Genomic DNA, 18,619 nt, shown 5'->3' with positions numbered 1-18,619 from the left:
AACGGCACTGATTTAATATGACTTGGTTTTTTTTTGTTACACTTTTGGAAATTGTACTTACCCTGTCCTGCCTGTTTTTGTTAATAAAAGATGGCAGTAAACCCGAACGTATTTGGACATGGATATTCGTAATTGTATTTATTCCATTTATTGGTGCAATTTTATATTTGGCTTTTGGTGTCAATCTTCGAAGGCAAAAGATTTTTGATCTAAAAAAAGAGATTGATTATGTGCAGTTTGAGCGTTTTGTAAAAAGGTACTCCGCGGAAGCGGAAAAAAATATTTTGAAAAGACATGATGTTACCGCTACTTATTTACACCTCATTCGACTTCTAACCAGAGTTAATAGTGCTATCCTCACTTTTAACAATAAGGTGAAGATCTTAAATGATGGGCCTGAAACATTCGATGCCATTTTTGAGGCTTGTGAGAAGGCTGAAAAGTATATTCACCTTCAGTACTATATTTTCATAGACGGGGATTTGGCAGATCGTTTTGCTGAACTATTTAAGAAGAAAATAAAACAAGGGGTAGAAGTGAGGTTAATTTACGATGCCCTCGGCAGTTGGGATTTATCCAACAGGATGATAGATAAATTCCGGGAAATTGGAGTGCTAATTTTTCCTTTTATGCCCGTGCGGTTTGGCAGGTTGGCAAGACTAAACTATCGCAACCACCGCAAAATTTTAATTGTCGATGGAATAATTGGTTTTACTGGCGGCATTAATGTGGACGACAAATATATTAAAGACGATGACTTTCTGGGACATTGGACTGATACACATTTAAAAATCCATGGCATGAGTGTAAACTTCCTGCATTTTGTGTTTCTTGCAGATTGGCTTTTTGTAACCAGGGAAAACCTCATTAAACCTGAGATGTTTAAATTGATGGATGAAGTTGGAGATACCCCTGTACAAATTGTATCTAGTGGTCCCGATGCAGATTACCCTAATATCCTGCAACAGTACTTGTATATATTATATCAGGCAAAGGAGTATGTTTATATTGTAAATCCTTATTTAATACCCGATTCCACCCTTTCCCTGGCTCTGAAAACTGTGGCTTTAAGCGGTATAGATGTGAGAATAATAGTTCCCCGGAATTCTGAGTCAGCTATGATTCATTGGACGGTACAATCCTTTTTTAGCAGGTTCCTCAATGCCGGGGTTAAAATATATTTGTTCGAGGAAGGGTTTATTCATTCAAAGGTAATTTTATCGGATGATTCTGTTTGTTCAATTGGAACGGCTAATCTGGATATTCGCAGTTTTGAACAAAATTTTGAAGTAAACGCTTTGATTTATAATAAGGAAGTTACAATGACCATGAAGAAACAGTTTGCGTTGTTTCAGAATAGCAGTAAACAGCTAACCCCTGAGGAACATGCGGCCCGACCTAATATTGACCGTGTAAAGGAAAAACTGGCAAGATTAGCCACTCCCTTAATGTAGGTTTATATTATTCATTTTATTAAACGATTATAAAACTGCCCCACTTTAACACTGAACTGATTTGAAAAGAAAAAGCCCGGTGTTCCGGGCTTTTAAAATTATAATTGTGCTATAATGATTTATTCTACGGGAGTAAATGTAAATTTTTGTCCGCCTATGGAGGCTTCCAGCATAAGTCCTCCTTTTACCCTTGTAAAGACCGCAACGCCGTTCTGATAGGCCACGTCAACTGAGGCACCTTCTGTAATTGCAGTTGCCGAAGCCTGACCGCTAAACTTAAACTTACCTCCGGTAAATCTGTCATAAGCATCTTTATTTTCAAAGAATATTACTTCGCTATACTGTTGTCCTCCTGCCTGAAGCCCGAATGTTCCCTGGCCCAATTTTGAAGAACCTGTTGCAACATGATTTTTGTAAACAATGCCTTCACCACCGGCTCCGCCAATTACTAAGCCCGCTTTTGTAATTTTGGGATAAACAGCATATCCGTAAGCCTGGTCTTTAAAAGTTTGTAATTTTGGAGCGTCCTGGATCATTTTGCTTAAAGCTTCTTTGCAATCCTTTTCCAACTCAGGTTTCCAGCCGGCTATCTGAGCATAAGAAGTAAGAGAAAAGGCAAAACATACAAAAAGTAACAAAAAGTGTGTTTTTTTAAAATGGATAGTGTTCATTTTTATTTCGTTTAGTTATTAATTATTTTAATCCTTTAATAGTACATAAAGCACATCCTTGTTGCCTAGAAGTAATCAGGATTACGAGACGTACTTAAAAGGTCAGAAAAGGTACAAAAAACAAGTGAAAGAATCCCTCTTATCATGATAAATTTCAGACTATTTCAACCCAATTATTATACCAGTAGAAAGTGCACAATTCTAAACCAATGTTTATGACGAAATGCTATTTCTTGAATCCTTTGGCAATAGAATTTGCATAGGCCGATGCCACGCCAGGTGAATTGTCCGGATTTTCAATTGAGGCGGTGATCCAGGCCACCAGCTGTTTTCCTTCTTCCTGCTCCAGGTCATATACAACGGTTTCCAATATATATAGCTTGGAGGTTATTGTAGTTCCTTCTGTTTTCAGGGAAACCTGATCTACCGAATAAGATCCCGGAAGATAGAAATAATTGTAAAACCCACCATAGTTAACAGGATAATTCATTCCGCCATAAATTACCTGAGTATCATATTTTTCAGCGCCTATTTCGCGGGTATGTTCCTGATAATCTTTTAGGGCGGTAAGCACTACACCATTATACTCGTTTTTTTCTAAAATGGTTCGGATTTGTTGTTTTTGTTCATCAGTTATTTTGGCTACCGGGTTAAAATCCGGAAACTGCGTATAGCTGGAGATTGCATTAAAGCCATCCGCTAATAGTTTTTTTGTAATTGCATTTTCATAGGCCATCCTGATATCCATATCGCCTGATCTGCCAATAACAAGTATCTTTTTATTCCGCATCTCATTAGCTGTTTCGGCTTTCCATGATTTAATAACCTTAAAGCTTGTGCAACTGGTCAAGAAAAACCCTGTGAGCAGGAATAATAGAATTGATATTTTTTTCATTTTATTTTTTTTGAGCGACTAATGTATGCATAATATTTGGAAGTTAATTCTCCCTGTCCTAATCTTCCCCACGAATTTTAAGTTGGGGTTCTTCAATTTTAGCTAAAACTAACTACCCTTGAATCTTAGTACATCTGGAGATTTTTTCGAAGCCAATCTCTTAATAAAAAAATCCTGCATCCTGTGGAAGATTAAGGACGTCAATTTTCAAAATATAAAATGTAATACTATTTTCGCTCCAGGGGTTGGTTTGGAAAAGGCCTTCTGTCATTAGCGCGTATCAACTTCTGATGCTTAAAAAAATAAATTATATTTACATATACTGAATGATTACATTTCCAGAGACGAAAAAATCGTATATAAGCAATGACAAAAATTGATTTTGCATTTTAAAATATACTCCCCGGCACTTTTGCCATAGGATTATATGAATTTAATTTTAGTCAAGATTTAGTTAATTTATGAAAAGGATAGAATATTTATACCCTTATAGATTTACAATATTCTTTATTAGCCTTCTTTTTATACTGTTTGGAGACCTTTTAATTCCTTTTTATACGTTTATTACTTATATAGCCCCAATATTTTTTATAGTCAATATTCTTGCCGGAACTTTGTTAATTTCAAAAAAAAAGAAGTTGCACAGGATTTTTATCGGCCTGTTTTTACTAACTATTTTATACATACTGTTTTCTTCGTATCTGGTTACGGATGAAGAAGTCTATCGCTATATTCGATTTGCAATATTGTTTTCTTTTTATTGTTTCGTCACATATGAAATTATATCACAAGTATGGCAAAGCTCTAAAGTAGACAGAGGGGTAATCCTGGGACTTATTTGCGGGTATATTTGTTTGGGTCTGGTTGGTTTTTTTATTTGTTTAGCGGTTGAAGAATCGGAGCCAGGTTCTTTTTATGGCCTCGCTTCCTTTGAATCCGACCCTGAAGCATATAAAAATAGTTTACAATATTACAGCTTTGTTACGCTCTTAACCATTGGTTACGGAGACATATTACCTATTTCCCAGCTGGCCAGGAAAGCTTCTGTTCTGATAGGGCTTTTGGGTCAGTTCTATCTTGTAATTGTTACGGCGGTGGTAATTGAAAAATATATCAGGGACAACCGCAAAGGGAATTAATACAAGAGTGTTCAACAGGGACAAGAAATCTGTGAAGTCTGTAATTAAAATGCTTCATTAACCCCGAAGTAAATACCACTTTGGCCGTCTATTCCTCTACCGTAGTCCAGCCTGAGCCAGGTGCTTTTATCTTTAATCAGTTTAAAACGTATTCCTCCGCCTAAACTAGGTTTTAAGTTATCAAATCTAAATAACAGTTCACCCGCTTCGTCGCTTACACTTCCAAACAAACCGAAACCAGCTAAGGTCCATCGTTCCTTAAATCGCCATCTGTATTCAGCCTGGATGATATACATGTTTTTATCTATGAATCTTCCATTAAAGTACCCCCGTGCATATTTGCTGCCACCATAGCTGGCCATACCCTGAAAAGGAACATCGCCAAAATTGTTTTCTGAATAAAGGCGAAAAGCCAAAATACTACTTTTTGTTAACGGTTGATAGGTCCTCAAATCTAAAATGAATTTGTTAAATGCATGGGTAGCACCAAAAAGCTCACTGGAAAAGCGTGCACTTAAACTAAGATAATTACCCGACTGTGGTGCGCCAATATCATCCCTTGAGTCCAAATTAAAGATAGCTCCCAGTCCAATGATTTTTGCTCCTTCACTCCCAGGAACAGTACCTGAATCCAAAATACCACCTTCGAGCACTTCAGTAATTTCATAATTAGCATAATTAACAGACAAACCAAAATTTAAATTTGGCGGTAATCTTTTTAATAAGTTTATGTCAAATTTGTTGGTGGTCTGATTATAGGATTCCTTATTGCTTTCCGGAGTTGTGGCTCCTAAACCCCAAAAGGAATTTGGAAAAACCCTGTAGGTGTAAAACATATCAATAAAATAATCACCATGTCCCAGATAGATTTGAGGAGTAGCTTCAAATATAAATTGTTTCTCGGAAGTGTAGATTGCACTAAAAAAAATATTAGACAATCGTTGATTGTATTCATTAATATTTTTAAGAAAGAATAGCTGGCCACCTCCACCAAAGCCAAACTTGGTTTCAGGGGTATAAAAAACAATAGGCAGTGCAACTAACTGTAAACTTTTTCCTTGTTTTATAGTATCGGATTGGATAAATCCTTCTTCGTTCCGATCCTGAGAATATATATTAACAGAAAGCAGGATAATGAACAATGTTTTATATAATATATGTTTCTTCATTTAAAAGAAAAAATCGTCAAGAATTACACCAAATCCGAAAGTAAACGAGAAGTCACTTATTGTAATATTGTCAGATTCCGGAATTCCATCCGGGTTTATACTATCTGTTCCAATCCAGTAATGCCCAAGGTTAAAACCAATATTTAAGGAAATCAAATCACGTATAACATAAGAATAACCCAAACTAATCAGAGTACCAAAACCATTTCCATCCTCCTCCACCCTAAGATCAGGGATATCATTTATACTGGCGAGACTGCGATACAAAATAAAACCGGGGGATACATTCAAAAATAATGAACCGTCCTTTGTTTTTGAAAAGTACCTGGCAAATTGTGGTCCGATATAAAAAGATTCACTAACAATTTTTAATTCTCCTTTCGATTCCTGTTTTTGTGCCTGAAAAGTTACTCCAACCAACCATCTTTCTTTAAAAAATTTACCGCTTGACAGATTTATTCCATATTCATTAGAGATTGTTTTACTATTCGCTGATTTTAATTCTTGAGTAGTTGTGCTAATGTTTCCCGACAAGGATGTCAGCCAGCGTCCTTTGCGAAAGGGTGTAAGAGAGCTGTCTGTGGAGTCAGATAATACTGTATTCTGGGAATAGACCAGGGAAGTATTGAGAGCGAGGAATAGCCATATGAAAAGTTTGTAAAATACTATGAATTTCTGCATTGCTCTTAACTTCACCAGGGTATAATATAAGCTTAAAGTTAATCAAATTACTGCAATAGTTCTTTACCAATCCGCGCATTTATTTTATTAAATAGAATTATATTATTCACTGTATATTTGCCGCTAATTATTTTATCCTGAGGGGATAGAAAAGACCATTGAAAAGAAAATATGATGAAACAATTAAAAATATTTCAAATTGTAAGTTTTATAGCCCTATCTGCATTTTTATTTCAGGTGCAAGCGCAACGAATTGATTTATCCGTAGATTATGGGTACCAATTGGGAACTAAGCTAAAATACGGGTCTAATTATCTTAAAGCCTCTGATGGTGGGTTTTTTAGGGGAATAGCGGGTTTTGAAGTAGGTTATGGTACTATGTTGGAACTTACTTATATGAAGATGGATACAGATTTATTGATAAGGGATGTTCTTATTAGCCCAACCGAAGACCGTTTAGCGGACCTTGCAATGGATTGGATTCACCTCGGAAGTACCCGATATTTTGATTCGGCAAGCGATTTAACGCCTTTTTTTGGAGTGAGTGCGGGAGTAACAATTTTTACACCAAAGAATGAAAACCCCACTATAACTAATAGAGATTTGAGCTCTACTACAGAATTTTCTTTTGCCTTAAAGGGAGGTGTTATCTTTAATTTAAGCGATGTAGTTGGCATAAAAATACAGGGAGATCTTATGTTTCCGGTTTCGTGGGGAGGGCTTTATGTAAACGGATTTGGAACCAGTGTTTACGCCTCTGGAACAACCGTGATGGGGGCATTTTCCGGAGGCCTTGTATTTACATTGGATTAACCAGATTTTGCGTTATTTGAATATAATAGACCAGGCCAGGAGAACAGTATTGGTTGTAGCACCAACGTCCTTTAGTGTTTTGGAATAAACATATGCTAATTTAATACCCTGATTACCTGCAAAGCTAGCACCTAAGGAAACCGCACCAATAAAGTTTGATCTCCGATCATCGTTGAATTGTTGATTAACAATAGAAGCCGCTCCCTGATTATGTCCAGCACTTATGGATCCCCAATAGCGCTTTTTAAATTGTCTTATAAGATGTGTTTGAAAGGCAAAAAGTGGCCTTTGTTTTAGTTCACCATCGTTAAAAAAATCATTGTTCTTTGTAAAAAGTATCAGGGATGCTGTAAGTTCATAGGACCATGGCCCCCAATAATGCACAAAACCTGCCTGCGGTCTTATAACAAAACGATTACCGCCCAGATTTATCAATTTAGAATTAGAGTATTGCCCTAAAGGCACTGTAATGGCCAAGGAAACACCAAAGGTTGTAAAAACCGGGTGTGCGGCTCTGTATTCCTGTAATTCTTTAGGGCCTGAGGGTGGAGGACCTGTTAAATTTAAGGATAGTCTAACTCTGGGATCCGCGAGACCGTTTCGCTCAACACTTGTTGCGACACCATTTAAAAGACCTTCCCAACGTGAAAAAGAAACTGGAAGTAATATATCTACCCGGGCTAATTTATTACCCAATCTGAAAGGACGAACATAGCTGGCAACGAATCCGTTACCTGTATAAATAACATCTTCTGCTCCTAAGACAGGATCAAAAAAGACATCTCCGGATGTGTAGCCATATCCTGCACCAACAGCATTAATTCCCAAAGGGAGAGAACTCCATCGCCTGGGTTCTACATCCTGTGTATAGCAATTGGGTAAATAGAAAAGAACACCGCAAAACAAAATATATTTAAGATGAGATGGTACAGTAATTCTCATGTGGTTGGTGAACGATTTAAATTTGAACTACTTTTTTACTTTTACCGGATACTTATTGTACATTTTTTTTACAGCTTTTGTAATCCTACCCATATTTGTATCCATAGAGCCTGAAATCATTCCTTTGGACACTGCCTGCCAGATCAGCTTATTATTTTCACTTTCCACAACATCCAGAATAACGGTTCCTTCATTGTAATTTTGAACAACGATTTCTTCCGATTCCCAATGGTAGTTGCGTTGCCCTATATATCTTGGAGCATCTCTTATATCGGTTTGCCGTGTTTTTTGTTCCGCTGTGATGACAATTCCAATATTGAGGATTAAATCCGGATTCTCTTTCACTTTTTGGTATCCCCTTGCGGCCATTTGTTGACCAATCTCTGCAATTAAAAAATTTATGCTTTCTTTTTTTGGTTCAAATTCCGGGATAGTTGTAACATTAAGGCCATAAACCTGATAGGTTTTATATTTTTTAAAATCTGTTTTAGAGGCTTTGTTATTGGATACCAATACCTGAGACAAGCCTAAAAAAGGAATTGTAAAAAACAGGAATAGAATACTTAATTTTTTCAATTGAACTATCATAATTAATCATTTGTTATACCCCATCTCCTATAGGCCGATCTCAGAAATTCTCCATAAATTTCTTTATGTATATCAAATTGCTCCGGAGTGAGAAGATCTTCTAATTCTTTATCCTGTCTGGCCAACAAACCGTTTAATTCCTTTTTAAATTGCTCCTCTGAAAAATCTTTGTCTTTATCGTCTAAGCGTGCAATTTTGGCCACATAGTAAACAATAATGCTGCTGTATTGGCTCATTTCCTCTTCGTTGAGGCCCATTCTTTTTACTTCATCATGGAACCAGCGTTGAAGATTATCCTTTTCCTCGGAAGAAAAAATTTCAACTTTTCTTTCTTCTTTACTTAGCTCTTGGGCGGTAAGGTTAAAATAGATCATTGAAAATACTACAAATAGGATGCTTTTTAAATAAGACATTGAACAATCGTTTTAATATGATTTATTTTGTGTAAAAATTTATGAAATATAGTGCTTTTTACTTTTAAGTAGAATTATTATACGTTGATCTTACTAAAGAATAATTACTGTTTAATTGACTTAAATTTGAAAACCGTCAAGGCTATTCATGTCAAATACTGAAAAAACGCTAATTGATTTTATAAGAATATAGATTTCTCCCTCTATGTTTTAATTGTTCATCTGAAAGAAGCAATGTTTTATCATTAAGAAACGAAATAGATTCCAGCTGTGTACTAACGCCAAGATCTACTGTTCTTAGTTCTCCTTCGAAGAATTTGGAAAGGTCAAAATTTGTGAAAAGCCATAATTTACCATAGCCTAACAGGGCAATAGTTTTACCGTCTGGCGAAATATCTGCCGCCGTAATTTTACAAACCGAAAATTCTGTACATGGAATAAAGGCACCCAGATAAGTAGCCTTGTATTTTCCTTTTTTTGCCGGGATTCTGTATATCAAAGCTTCACCCTTAAAGGGATGAGACCGATTTTTTGTTATCAAATAAAGACTGTCTTTAGCGTAGAAGATGGCCTCCGTGTCGTATAGAAGTTTGCTCCTTTTTGGAGGGTATTTTTTTTGTTCCGGAAAACTGAATTCTATGCGTTCCGCTTCTATCTTGTCTCCTTTTTCCTTATTCGGATCGGGGATTTTATAGACCACAAGATCTTTTCTTTTATTGTTGTTATTACCTGTATCTCCTATATAAAGATTACCACCCTTATCCATAGCCAGTTCTTCCCAATCTATGTTTCCGGCATTTTTTACCCCAAGTTCTTTAAGCAATTTTCCCTTGAAATTTGTCTGATAAATTTTATCGGCACCACCGCTGTCGTTAATCATCCAGATAGTTGAATCCTTGCTTACAACCATTCCTGAATTTTCATCCAGTTTTTTAGGGAGTTTAGTAATGAAAGTCAGTTGTCCATAGTTGGTACAACTGGTTAAAAGACTAAAAAATAAGAGCGATATATATCTAGTCATCCATATCCTTTAAAGGCATGTAAATCTCCGCTTTCCATTTAAGGGCATCACCTCCCATATTAGGGTTATTATGAAAAACTTCAACAGGCAAACCTGAAATTTCCAAATCATTTTTATTGGCATAATCCATTAGTGCATACCAGGCTCGGTCGGAAGTTATATAATTGCCATTGTAGATTGCCTTAAGCGCAGTTCTTGTATTAAACTCCCTGTACTTTAAGTCTGGATGTTGTGGCAAAGAATCTGATTTAATTATGGGATAGCAAAAATCATATCGAATGCTATCTGTTTCCTTGTTCCATTGTCTCACTTCTATGAATGGTCTTCCGTTAAGCTCAATCCCATTATTTGCAAGGATAGAATTTAGTAATGGATAATTGTACATCATTCCTTTGGCTTTACCAAATTGATCCGTTTTCACAGAAACATAAGCACAATATGTAGCAGGTAATTGACTCGTACCGATAACTTTAACCCTAAACAATCCTATATGTTCATTTAGCTTTTCATTAAAATCCTTAACAGTACTTATGGTTCGTTTTTCAAAATCCGTATTGTAAAATGGAATGGCAATTTTGTTTTGAAGGCTATGATCAAGATCCTTTATGTAGACTTTTACTTTGGAAGTAGAATCTGTTACAGGGGTAATTTCCCATTCATAGGAATAGGTAGAATCGCTGAATTTTATTGTTTGTTCAAGGTGTGTTAGACTTTCCTGATTCACTATTTGGGCATCTTCCAGTGTAGAATTCCATAGCTTAATGGATTGATTAATGGTGCCGGGAAAAGTCCTGGCTTCAAAAGTCACAAGATAATCATAGGGTTTTAAAAACAAATACCAAACAAGTCCAACAACTACTAGTGGTGCTAAAACAAAAATGACTTTTTTCATATACCTAATTAGCCATTGTAAGGTTTTCCAAAACGTACTGGCCTAAATCTCTTCCTTGTTTAACACCGACCGCAACGGCTTTTCTGTAATGGATGCCTCCATACATTCTGCTGATAGCTGCCTCATCTGCGGCTTCATTAAAGGAATTAAAACTTCTTACAGGCAATCCATAAGGTAATTCTGTATCGTCGTCAAAGGCAAATTCATCCCCAAAAATATCCGTAAGTGCAGTTGCCGCAGCTCCGGAAACAACGCTATGCCCACTGGTGTACTCCGGAAATGGCGGAGTTTGTAATACCGGCTGCCAGTTTTCATCAATATGCTCGTTTATCAGGGTTTCCGGCCTAATAAGATTACTCCTGTATTTTTCATCCCAACAGCTGATGAAGGCATCTGCTATGGCCATGGATGTTTTTGTATAGGCATAAACGGTTTTGTTAAAATCGCTATTTGTCTTTTTAGCTGCAATTTTAACGATTCCAATCCAATGTGCTCCCGGAGAAATTTTCTTGGTAGCAAACATCAAATGTCCACGGGTCACGGAGACATATGGATTACAATCCCAGAACTGGGCTATCGCAATTTCTTCCGAGGCATCTCCTTTTTCAGTGATTTCCAGGCTAATATCGTATACTTCCTTGACTTCTTTATAAAATTCGGAATCTTCATCCATAGAAAATGGTGGGGGAGGATCGGGTACAAACTGATTAGCAGAATCTATAACGAAGGGGCGTATTTTATTCCAATGCGGCTCTATTCCATCCATATATGCCGGAGGGGTGGGCTGCCATCTTGAAGGATCATCAGTATTGACAGTGAACTTAGGCATTGTTCTTGTTTGATTATAATTGTCGCCCTTCATCCATTCTGCAATATGTTCGGCTACCTGCAGACCATAATCTTTAGACGCATTAAATTCACTGGGGTTTTTGGATTCCCAGACTGCATACAGACTATCTCTGAAGACCGCCAGTTTCTCCTCCGAAAATATTACTCTGCTGCTTACATCCATATGCGCTACCAGGGCAGATAAAGCATAATTTACCGGTTTGGTTGTATCTGGTTTGGGGATAGCAGTTAGTTCGTGAGCCTGACCGGCCAATGAATTGTAAGTTTCATCGTTTAGAGCTATTATTTCATAGGCCGCAATATTCGGGTAGGCGTATATTCTACTGGCAACAGGCGGAGAGAAGATATCATGTATCATTATCTCTGTAACTTTATCAATGGCCATATGCAGTTCATCTGTTGTCACAATAATGGGTTCTACGTTCTTATTGCAGGCAACGAGGGTTGCCAGTACCAATAATACTCCTAATGTCTTCTTCATTTTCAGTTATGTTTTATTAATTCATAAACAAGGGCCTTCTCGTTATTAAAGGTTAACAGTAGATAAGGTTGGTTGTTTAACGTAATTATATTAAGATGACGTGTCGATTTTTGAGAAAGATCCAGTCCTATATTATGTCCCAAAATTACGTCATTTTTGCTTTTAATCATAGCACCGGGAAAAGAACCAAAACGTCCATGATAAGGTTTAACCCCAAAATAATTTCCTGCTGCCAACACTTCTTCAGAACCATCCTGGTCAAAGTCATAAGCAAGAAAGGCCATTATAGGTGCCCGTTGTAACTCATTTTCAAAAGGCACAAAGGTAAATTTACCATTAGTATTCTCGAGATATCCTGATCTCAATTCCGATACTTCTAAAACAATAGATTTATCTAAGGTTTTCTTATCAAATACCTGCTCAATGGTTTTGCCTGCATAATCGCGGTAGTTGGTAAACTTTTTACGCAATTCTATTATTTGCCCGGCAATACCATCTAATCCTTCCAGTGGAAAGTATTTTCCATTCTTGGGTATGGCAACAATAGTTTCGGTGCTGCCATTTCCATCAAAATCCGAATAAAATAGTTTTAAGGGATAGTCTTCAGATGCCCTGAACTTATTGTTAGTACCCCAATTACCCAACAGGTAATCCTTGTCGCCATCCTGATCTATATCAAAAGCAATTACACTTTGCCAAAGGCCATTTATTTCGTTGTTCAAAAGTTTCTTTTCAACAAGAAGACCATTGCTATTGATAAAAAATTTGGGAGACATCCATTCCCCAATTACGATAAGATCCTTAAAACCGTCTCCATTTAAATCTTCCCATAGGGCTTCGGTGATCATCCCCGCATTTTGGAGTTCCTCATTTTTTACAATGCTGAACTGACCATTGGTGTTTTTAAGCAAATAAGAATTTGGTATTTTACCAAAGTCATTGGTCACTGCCTGGTTTCCAACAAATAGGTCAAGATCCCCATCATTGTCAAAGTCATTTACTTTAATAACCGAAGCGTTCTCAAAATATTCAGGCAGTGTAGCTTGTTCGAAAACGGAATCATTCTGAACGTAATAACTGTCTAATAATGGTGCCATTTTATTATAAAAATCTCCCCCACCGGAACCCAGAATTAAATCAGCTTTACCGTTGCCCGTAAAATCAGCAATTGCCGCGGAAACATCTTCTTTAATGCTATCTCTTTGAATTTCAGGGATCATTTTTTCTGTGAACAAAGAGTCTGTCTGATAAAAGATCCTGGAAGGAATAAATTTAGATCCTCCAAAAAAAATATCGGTTTTGCCATCATTATTGATATCTCCAATTGCGGTTGCGGGCCCTCTGTCTGATAGTTGATAAGGGATTAGTTTTTGCCTGTTAAAATCTACATAGTTATCTTCCTTATGCACAAAGTTGATTCCTAGGTTATCTTCTACCTCACTGAAGATAATATCTCTTGAGGGCTGAAGAGATGCATAATCAAAAGGCATCCTTTTTTGGGGTGAAACAGTTAAGGTTTGATTGGTATTAATGTTTTTGACCACCTGATACTGACCATCGGGCCAGACTATTTTTAGAGAGTCTATAGTTTCGGCTTTACCATATCCAAAATGAATTATTGGCTCTGAAGAGGCTTGAAATCCCCTGACCGGGTATAATTCCTTGTACTGTAAAACACCATTGTGATAAGAGAGTACTTTTGTTCCGATTCCAAATTGGTTTTGCGGCGAATAGTTTACTTTAATTTTCAGGTAATTGTGTTCCCCATTTGTTTTATTGATATATAAACTGGCAGGGCTATTTATATTATTGGTCACAAGATCCAGGTCACCATCGTTATCAAAGTCCGCCATCGCCGTGGCCCCGGAAACAAGGGTATCATAAACAATCCATGCCCCTGATTTATCTTCGAATAAGAGGTCTGTAGTTCCTTTAAATATGTAATTATGTACGATACCAGAAGGCATCATATCAAGAGCCTGCTGATCTAACAGTTTGGTGTTACTAATCTTTTTCTTAATCTGATCATTGGAAGCAAAATTTATAAAATCCAGATCGTTAGGGCGTTTCGGGATACCGTTGGATATAAATAAGTCCTGTTCACCGTCCTGGTTAAAGTCCCCAAAAAGACTACTCCAACTCCAGTCCGTAGCTGCAATGCCGCTGTATAATGCAATTTCAGCGAAGCTACTTCCCGGTTGGTTTAAATGCATCATATTTCTGGTGAACTGGTAGTGATAGCCAAACTTTTCGACTCTCATTTTCTGCGTTTGAATGTTGTCATCGCCTTCAGAAGATTTAAGGACGTTCTCATTTTCCGGAAGCATATCTAAAGATAGAATATCCGGCCATCCGTCATGATTAATGTCTGCAACATCAGTACCCATAGAAAATCTGGTGGTATGCCCAAAATACTTTTTTATACCCTCAGTGAACGTTCCGTCACCATTGTTTAAGTAATAGTAGTCATCTTCATGAAAATCATTGCCCACATAGATATCCGGGTATCCATCCTGATTAAAATCGGAGACAGCAACCCCGAGACCATATCCATTAACACCTCCAAAGATTCCGGCTTCTTCACTTACATCGATAAATTTTCCATTTTCGTTTCGCAGCAACTTGTCTCCGGTCTCGTAATTCCTTTTTAAACGCAGGTCAGCCGTACCAAAAGACTCCTGGGTATGCACAGCGTGGTTTAGAAGGTAGATATCCAGATCACCATCGAGATCATAGTCTAAAAATGTTGCCGATGAACTATAGGAATCGAAATCAAGGCCATATTCCGAAGCACTTTCCAAAAAAGTTGAATCTCCCTGATTGATGTAAAGTTCGTTGTAGCCATCAAAACCATTAATTCCTACCACAGCACATACATAAATATCAAGCAAACCATCACCATTCACATCACCCATTACAGATCCGGTATTCCAACTGCTATTTCCAGCAACCCCGGCTTGTTCCGTTATATCTTCAAATTCAAGATTCCCCTTATTTAAATAGAGTTTATTCTTAACCATATTTCCAGAGAAGAAAATATCTGCAAGGCCGTCATTATTTATGTCTCCAACAGCAACGCCCCCTCCATTATAGAAATACAGATAATCCAGAATATTAAGATCGTCTGTTTCCTGCAGGGTATTTTCAAATGATATTCCGGTTTCTGCTGCAGGCGGGTTATAAAATAATTCACCTTCCCTTGAAGTGCAACTTATAAAACCCAAAGTAACAAGAATAACTGTCAGGAATTTATTCATTGAGTTCAAATATCTTCGGTTTATTCTCATTGATCGCGACTATTAGGAAAGTCTTTCCTGTTTTATCCTTAAACTGTTTCAGATGCTTTATCTCGTCCTTAATAAAGAAACCACTGGTTTCATAGTCCTGCCATTCAAATCCCAGTGCACCATCTCCCAGTAGTACATTACCATAATTACCATCTAATCTGGAATACTGTGGTCTGAATTCAAAATTATTTCCTCCAAGGATGAGATCTATATTCCCATCATTATTTACATCGGTACAGGTGATGCCACATATACAAGATAATTGACTCCTTGAAGGAAGTTTAATAATTCTAAAGTTCCCACCACCCTCGTTGACCGCAATTACAGATTCAGAAATAGCCGATTTTTTCATAATTGAGTTCTCAAAAACTTCTTTAGGGAACAACTCCGATAAGGCCTTGGTTGAATATTCAGATGCCTTTAGGTTTTGCTTTTTCAGAGCAACCATTTGCGCTGTCAGATCCTTTTTCTGATGGATAGGAAGATCCTTCCCATCAATATTTTGCGTTACTATTTGTTCAATAGTACCATTATCATCAAAGTCATTAACCCACATTTTCATTGGCCTATTCTCCTTAGGTTTGTAATGCAGATTTTTTCCCTGATTACCAAGAATCAAGTCATTATCTCCGTCTTTATCTATATCAACGGCTTCCACAACATTCCAACATCCATGAAGGCTGTCCAGTGCAGAAGAACGCAGGCTCAATCGGCGGCCTGAATTTTTGAAGATTTTTGGAGTTCCCCAGTCCTCAACGGTAATGAGGTCCTTTTTAGAATCCCCATCCATATCAACCCAGGTTGCATCTGTGATCATTCCTGCATCTTTAAGATCATAGGCAATTCTCTCCGTTACATTTTCGAAAGTGCCGTCACCCTTATTTTCCAAAAACAAATGACCGGGATTAATTCCGTAAATACCCACAACACTTCTTGAACCAATAAATAAATCTATATCTCCATCATTGTCATAGTCTGAAGGGGCTATGGTTGAAATATTTGTAAATGCAGAGGGAAGCTTTTCCGCCGACTTAACGAAAGTCCCTTTTCCATTATTTAAATAAAGGCGTGCTCTATAATTATTTTCTTCACCTACCTGATTGCCCCCGGTTCCAACGATCAGATCCAAATCCAAATCACCATCTGCATCAAAAAAAGCAGCTGCAGTATCTTCGTATTCTTCGTCTTCTTCCAAATCGCGTTGCGGTATAACACTTAGCCTACCTTTACCATTATGTTTGTAGATTATTCCAGCTTGTTTTTTTGCCCCACCTATAAATATATCCTCGTTACCGTCGCCATCTATATCACCTACTGCCAGGGCAGGTCCTTCCTGTGATAGCTGTTTGTAAATAAGACCCTCGTAATCAAAGTCATTGTAGGCATTCTCTTTATGGGCAATGAGCTTACTGTTATTGATTTCTTTTAATAAGGCAGGTTTTTTGTCTTTTACCTTGGGAGTATATACATCCCTGGCATTGGAATGCTTTAGGGTAAGGTATTGATTGGCAGCAACATTTTCTAATTTTTCCGTTTTATCATCCGGCCAAATAATCCGGACAGAATCAATGGTTTTGAATTTGCCCAGGCCTATTGTCATTACATGATCCATGGAAGATTGAAATCCCCGTGAAGGTATTAATTCTTGCAGGATTACATTTTTGTCATAATACAACAGAACGGTTGTTCCTACTGCGAATTTATTTTTATCCTGACCTTCAAACCGAAACTTTATGTAATTGTTATCTGTGAGTGAAGTAGCATTGTTTTCATATACAAACGACTCCATATTTACATTGTTAACTACGATATCCAGATCTCCATCATTATCCAAATCTCCGTAAGCAGCACCATTCGATAAACTTGGTATTTCAAACCCCCAATCTTTGTTAGCGTTCGAAAATGTGAGATCTCCATTGTTTTTATAGGCGTAATTTGGTTGTGGTCTAACGGGCATTTTGTTTATTATGGAATCAATCGATTCTTTCTTACCTGTTAAAACCATTTTTTGAATGATTTCATTGGCAAAAAAATCATTAAAGTCCAGATCCGTAAGATCGTGATTCATGCCGTTGGTTATATAGATATCTCTTAACCCATCATTGTCCATATCAAAAAGAAGTCCGGCCCAACTCCAATCTGTAGCATCCACACCGCTGAAATAGGCTATTTCTGAAAAGGATCCGTTTCCATTGTTCAGCTGCAAGGTATTTTGAATGTATTGCTGGTAAAAATCCTTGCTTTGCTTTAATTTATAAATGTTATAACCTTCAAATTCCATAACAGATTTTACCCTTTGATCTGGTTCCGGAAGCATATCGGTAATAAAAATATCTGCATTACCGTCGTTATTAATATCCGAAATATCAATGCCCATAGCAGATAAGGAGAGATGGGAAGTCCAGTTCTTAATATCTTCTTTAAAGGTGCCATCCTGATTGTTGATGTACAGATAGTCTCGTTCATAAAAGTCGTTGGAAACATAGATATCCGGATACAGGTCTTTATTGATATCTGTAATCATTACCCCAAGGCCAAATCCAATAAGACTTCCATAGATGCCTGCTTCCTCGCTGACATCAACAAATTTTCCATTATCATTCTTTAAAAGCATATCCCCAACGCCCTTAAAAATATCCGGGACTCCTTCCCAGTCCTGAGCTCTTACTTCCCTTTGTTCTGCATACCCTAAACTACTTACAGGAATGTTACTATTGTTAAGGATATATGCATCAAGATCACCGTCTTTGTCATAATCAAAGAAAGAAGCATGTGTAGAAAACCCGGTTTTAGCCAAATTATACTCGGAAGCCATTTCTGTAAAAGTGAGGTCTCCATTGTTTATATAGAGATCATTATCATGATTATTGGCCTTCATATTTCCGGCATTGCTAACATAGATATCCAGCAATCCATCCTGGTTTATATCAACCATAACCACCCCGGTGGACCAGGGTTTGGACCCTTTAACTCCTGCACTTTCTGAGATATCTTCAAACTTTAAATTTCCTTTGTTGAGGTATAGCCTGTTGGCCACCATATTGCCGGTCATATAAATATCGGCCAATCCATCATTGTTTATATCACCTATGGCTACCCCGCCACCATTGTAGAAATTTCTATACTTAAAGATGTTGAAGTTTTTTTGGTTTTCAACTTTGTTAAGGAAGTCTATGCCTGTTTGCTCTGAAGACAAAAGGGTAAAGAGTGTTTTTTCATTGCTTGTTTCCTCGGTAGTATTTTCCTCTTCTGAAACACAAGATAAAGCCAATGAAAGCACAAGCATAAAACCTGCTATTCTTTTTAATCCTGATATTGTCATAT

15 protein-coding genes are annotated in these 18,619 nt (G+C 37.2%); 3 read left to right on the top strand and 12 right to left on the bottom strand.

The genetic code is table 11. The features are described from left to right. Positions 1-17 precede the first annotated feature (17 nt). On the top strand, positions 18-1,454 hold the full coding sequence (gene cls, locus G504_RS0104935; protein ID WP_019669035.1) for a cardiolipin synthase: 1,437 nt from the start codon (positions 18-20) through the stop codon (positions 1,452-1,454). 119 nt (positions 1,455-1,573) lie between these two features. Here cls and G504_RS0104930 read toward each other — a convergent pair whose 3' ends face one another. Further along, a complete protein-coding gene (locus G504_RS0104930; RefSeq protein WP_019669034.1) occupies positions 1,574-2,125 on the bottom strand; it encodes a lipid-binding SYLF domain-containing protein in 552 nt (183 codons plus the stop codon). Positions 2,126-2,351: 226 nt separating this feature from the next. Further along, positions 2,352-3,020, bottom strand: a complete 669-nt coding sequence (locus G504_RS0104925; RefSeq protein ID WP_019669033.1) for a hypothetical protein — start codon at positions 3,018-3,020, stop codon at positions 2,352-2,354. Between the two features lie 461 nt (positions 3,021-3,481). Between G504_RS0104925 and G504_RS0104915 the strand changes: the two genes are divergently transcribed. Next, positions 3,482-4,159, top strand: a complete 678-nt coding sequence (locus tag G504_RS0104915; RefSeq protein WP_019669031.1) for a potassium channel family protein — start codon at positions 3,482-3,484, stop codon at positions 4,157-4,159. Positions 4,160-4,203: 44 nt separating this feature from the next. Here G504_RS0104915 and G504_RS0104910 read toward each other — a convergent pair whose 3' ends face one another. Beyond that, the gene (locus G504_RS0104910; protein WP_019669030.1) at positions 4,204-5,328 is read right to left on the bottom strand and encodes a BamA/TamA family outer membrane protein; all 1,125 of its coding nucleotides are present in this window, start codon (positions 5,326-5,328) and stop codon (positions 4,204-4,206) included. Then, the gene (locus G504_RS0104905; RefSeq protein WP_019669029.1) at positions 5,329-6,009 is read right to left on the bottom strand and encodes an outer membrane beta-barrel protein; all 681 of its coding nucleotides are present in this window, start codon (positions 6,007-6,009) and stop codon (positions 5,329-5,331) included. Positions 6,010-6,180: 171 nt separating this feature from the next. Between G504_RS0104905 and G504_RS0104900 the strand changes: the two genes are divergently transcribed. Then, positions 6,181-6,822, top strand: coding sequence for a hypothetical protein (locus G504_RS0104900; RefSeq protein WP_157473044.1), 642 nt, complete (start codon positions 6,181-6,183; stop codon positions 6,820-6,822). Positions 6,823-6,834: 12 nt separating this feature from the next. Here G504_RS0104900 and G504_RS0104895 read toward each other — a convergent pair whose 3' ends face one another. The 8 genes from G504_RS0104895 to G504_RS0104860 form a co-directional block, all read right to left on the bottom strand. Continuing rightward, positions 6,835-7,764 carry a transporter gene (locus G504_RS0104895; protein WP_019669027.1) on the bottom strand — a complete coding sequence of 310 codons (930 nt, stop codon included), beginning with the start codon at positions 7,762-7,764 and terminating at the stop codon, positions 6,835-6,837. 27 nt (positions 7,765-7,791) lie between these two features. Continuing rightward, positions 7,792-8,352, bottom strand: coding sequence for a DUF4136 domain-containing protein (locus G504_RS19120; protein ID WP_019669026.1), 561 nt, complete (start codon positions 8,350-8,352; stop codon positions 7,792-7,794). 2 nt (positions 8,353-8,354) lie between these two features. Further along, positions 8,355-8,765 carry a hypothetical protein gene (locus tag G504_RS0104885; RefSeq protein WP_019669025.1) on the bottom strand — a complete coding sequence of 137 codons (411 nt, stop codon included), beginning with the start codon at positions 8,763-8,765 and terminating at the stop codon, positions 8,355-8,357. A 169-nt stretch (positions 8,766-8,934) separates the two neighbouring features. Further along, entirely contained in the window at positions 8,935-9,786 is an 852-nt protein-coding gene (locus tag G504_RS0104880) for an NHL repeat-containing protein (RefSeq protein ID WP_019669024.1), read from the bottom strand. Continuing rightward, positions 9,779-10,678: a GyrI-like domain-containing protein gene (locus tag G504_RS0104875; RefSeq protein WP_019669023.1), complete on the bottom strand. Its 900-nt coding sequence runs from the start codon at positions 10,676-10,678 to the stop codon at positions 9,779-9,781. Before G504_RS0104875 ends, G504_RS0104880 begins: the two co-directional genes overlap by 8 nt. Before the next feature lie 4 nt (positions 10,679-10,682). Further along, positions 10,683-12,008 (bottom strand): vanadium-dependent haloperoxidase, encoded by a 1,326-nt coding sequence (locus G504_RS0104870; protein WP_019669022.1) that lies wholly within the window; start codon positions 12,006-12,008, stop codon positions 10,683-10,685. A gap of 2 nt (positions 12,009-12,010) precedes the next feature. Then, positions 12,011-15,265: a VCBS repeat-containing protein gene (locus G504_RS0104865; RefSeq protein WP_019669021.1), complete on the bottom strand. Its 3,255-nt coding sequence runs from the start codon at positions 15,263-15,265 to the stop codon at positions 12,011-12,013. Then, positions 15,258-18,617, bottom strand: coding sequence for an FG-GAP-like repeat-containing protein (locus G504_RS0104860; RefSeq protein ID WP_019669020.1), 3,360 nt, complete (start codon positions 18,615-18,617; stop codon positions 15,258-15,260). Before G504_RS0104860 ends, G504_RS0104865 begins: the two co-directional genes overlap by 8 nt. Positions 18,618-18,619: the final 2 nt, after the last annotated feature.

Source organism: Eudoraea adriatica DSM 19308 (genome assembly GCF_000382125.1).
Classification (GTDB): domain Bacteria; phylum Bacteroidota; class Bacteroidia; order Flavobacteriales; family Flavobacteriaceae; genus Eudoraea; species Eudoraea adriatica.
Note: the sequence above shows the minus strand (reverse complement) of the source record. Positions and strands in the feature narration are given on the sequence as shown.

Excerpts from the sequence above, each read along its gene's own strand:
- G504_RS0104870 (WP_019669022.1), bottom strand. The coding sequence starts at position 12,008 with ATGAAGAAGACATTAGGAGTATTATTGGTACTGGCAACCCTCGTTGCC.
- G504_RS0104895 (WP_019669027.1), bottom strand. The coding sequence starts at position 7,764 with ATGAGAATTACTGTACCATCTCATCTTAAATATATTTTGTTTTGCGGT.
- G504_RS0104875 (WP_019669023.1), bottom strand. The coding sequence starts at position 10,678 with ATGAAAAAAGTCATTTTTGTTTTAGCACCACTAGTAGTTGTTGGACTT.
- G504_RS0104930 (WP_019669034.1), bottom strand. The coding sequence starts at position 2,125 with ATGAACACTATCCATTTTAAAAAAACACACTTTTTGTTACTTTTTGTA.
- G504_RS19120 (WP_019669026.1), bottom strand. The coding sequence starts at position 8,352 with ATGATAGTTCAATTGAAAAAATTAAGTATTCTATTCCTGTTTTTTACA.
- G504_RS0104915 (WP_019669031.1), top strand. The coding sequence starts at position 3,482 with ATGAAAAGGATAGAATATTTATACCCTTATAGATTTACAATATTCTTT.
- G504_RS0104910 (WP_019669030.1), bottom strand. The coding sequence starts at position 5,328 with ATGAAGAAACATATATTATATAAAACATTGTTCATTATCCTGCTTTCT.
- G504_RS0104905 (WP_019669029.1), bottom strand. The coding sequence starts at position 6,009 with ATGCAGAAATTCATAGTATTTTACAAACTTTTCATATGGCTATTCCTC.
- G504_RS0104880 (WP_019669024.1), bottom strand. The coding sequence starts at position 9,786 with ATGACTAGATATATATCGCTCTTATTTTTTAGTCTTTTAACCAGTTGT.
- G504_RS0104925 (WP_019669033.1), bottom strand. The coding sequence starts at position 3,020 with ATGAAAAAAATATCAATTCTATTATTCCTGCTCACAGGGTTTTTCTTG.
- G504_RS0104900 (WP_157473044.1), top strand. The coding sequence starts at position 6,181 with ATGATGAAACAATTAAAAATATTTCAAATTGTAAGTTTTATAGCCCTA.
- cls (WP_019669035.1), top strand. The coding sequence starts at position 18 with ATGACTTGGTTTTTTTTTGTTACACTTTTGGAAATTGTACTTACCCTG.
- G504_RS0104865 (WP_019669021.1), bottom strand. The coding sequence starts at position 15,265 with ATGAATAAATTCCTGACAGTTATTCTTGTTACTTTGGGTTTTATAAGT.
- G504_RS0104885 (WP_019669025.1), bottom strand. The coding sequence starts at position 8,765 with ATGTCTTATTTAAAAAGCATCCTATTTGTAGTATTTTCAATGATCTAT.
- G504_RS0104860 (WP_019669020.1), bottom strand. The coding sequence starts at position 18,617 with ATGACAATATCAGGATTAAAAAGAATAGCAGGTTTTATGCTTGTGCTT.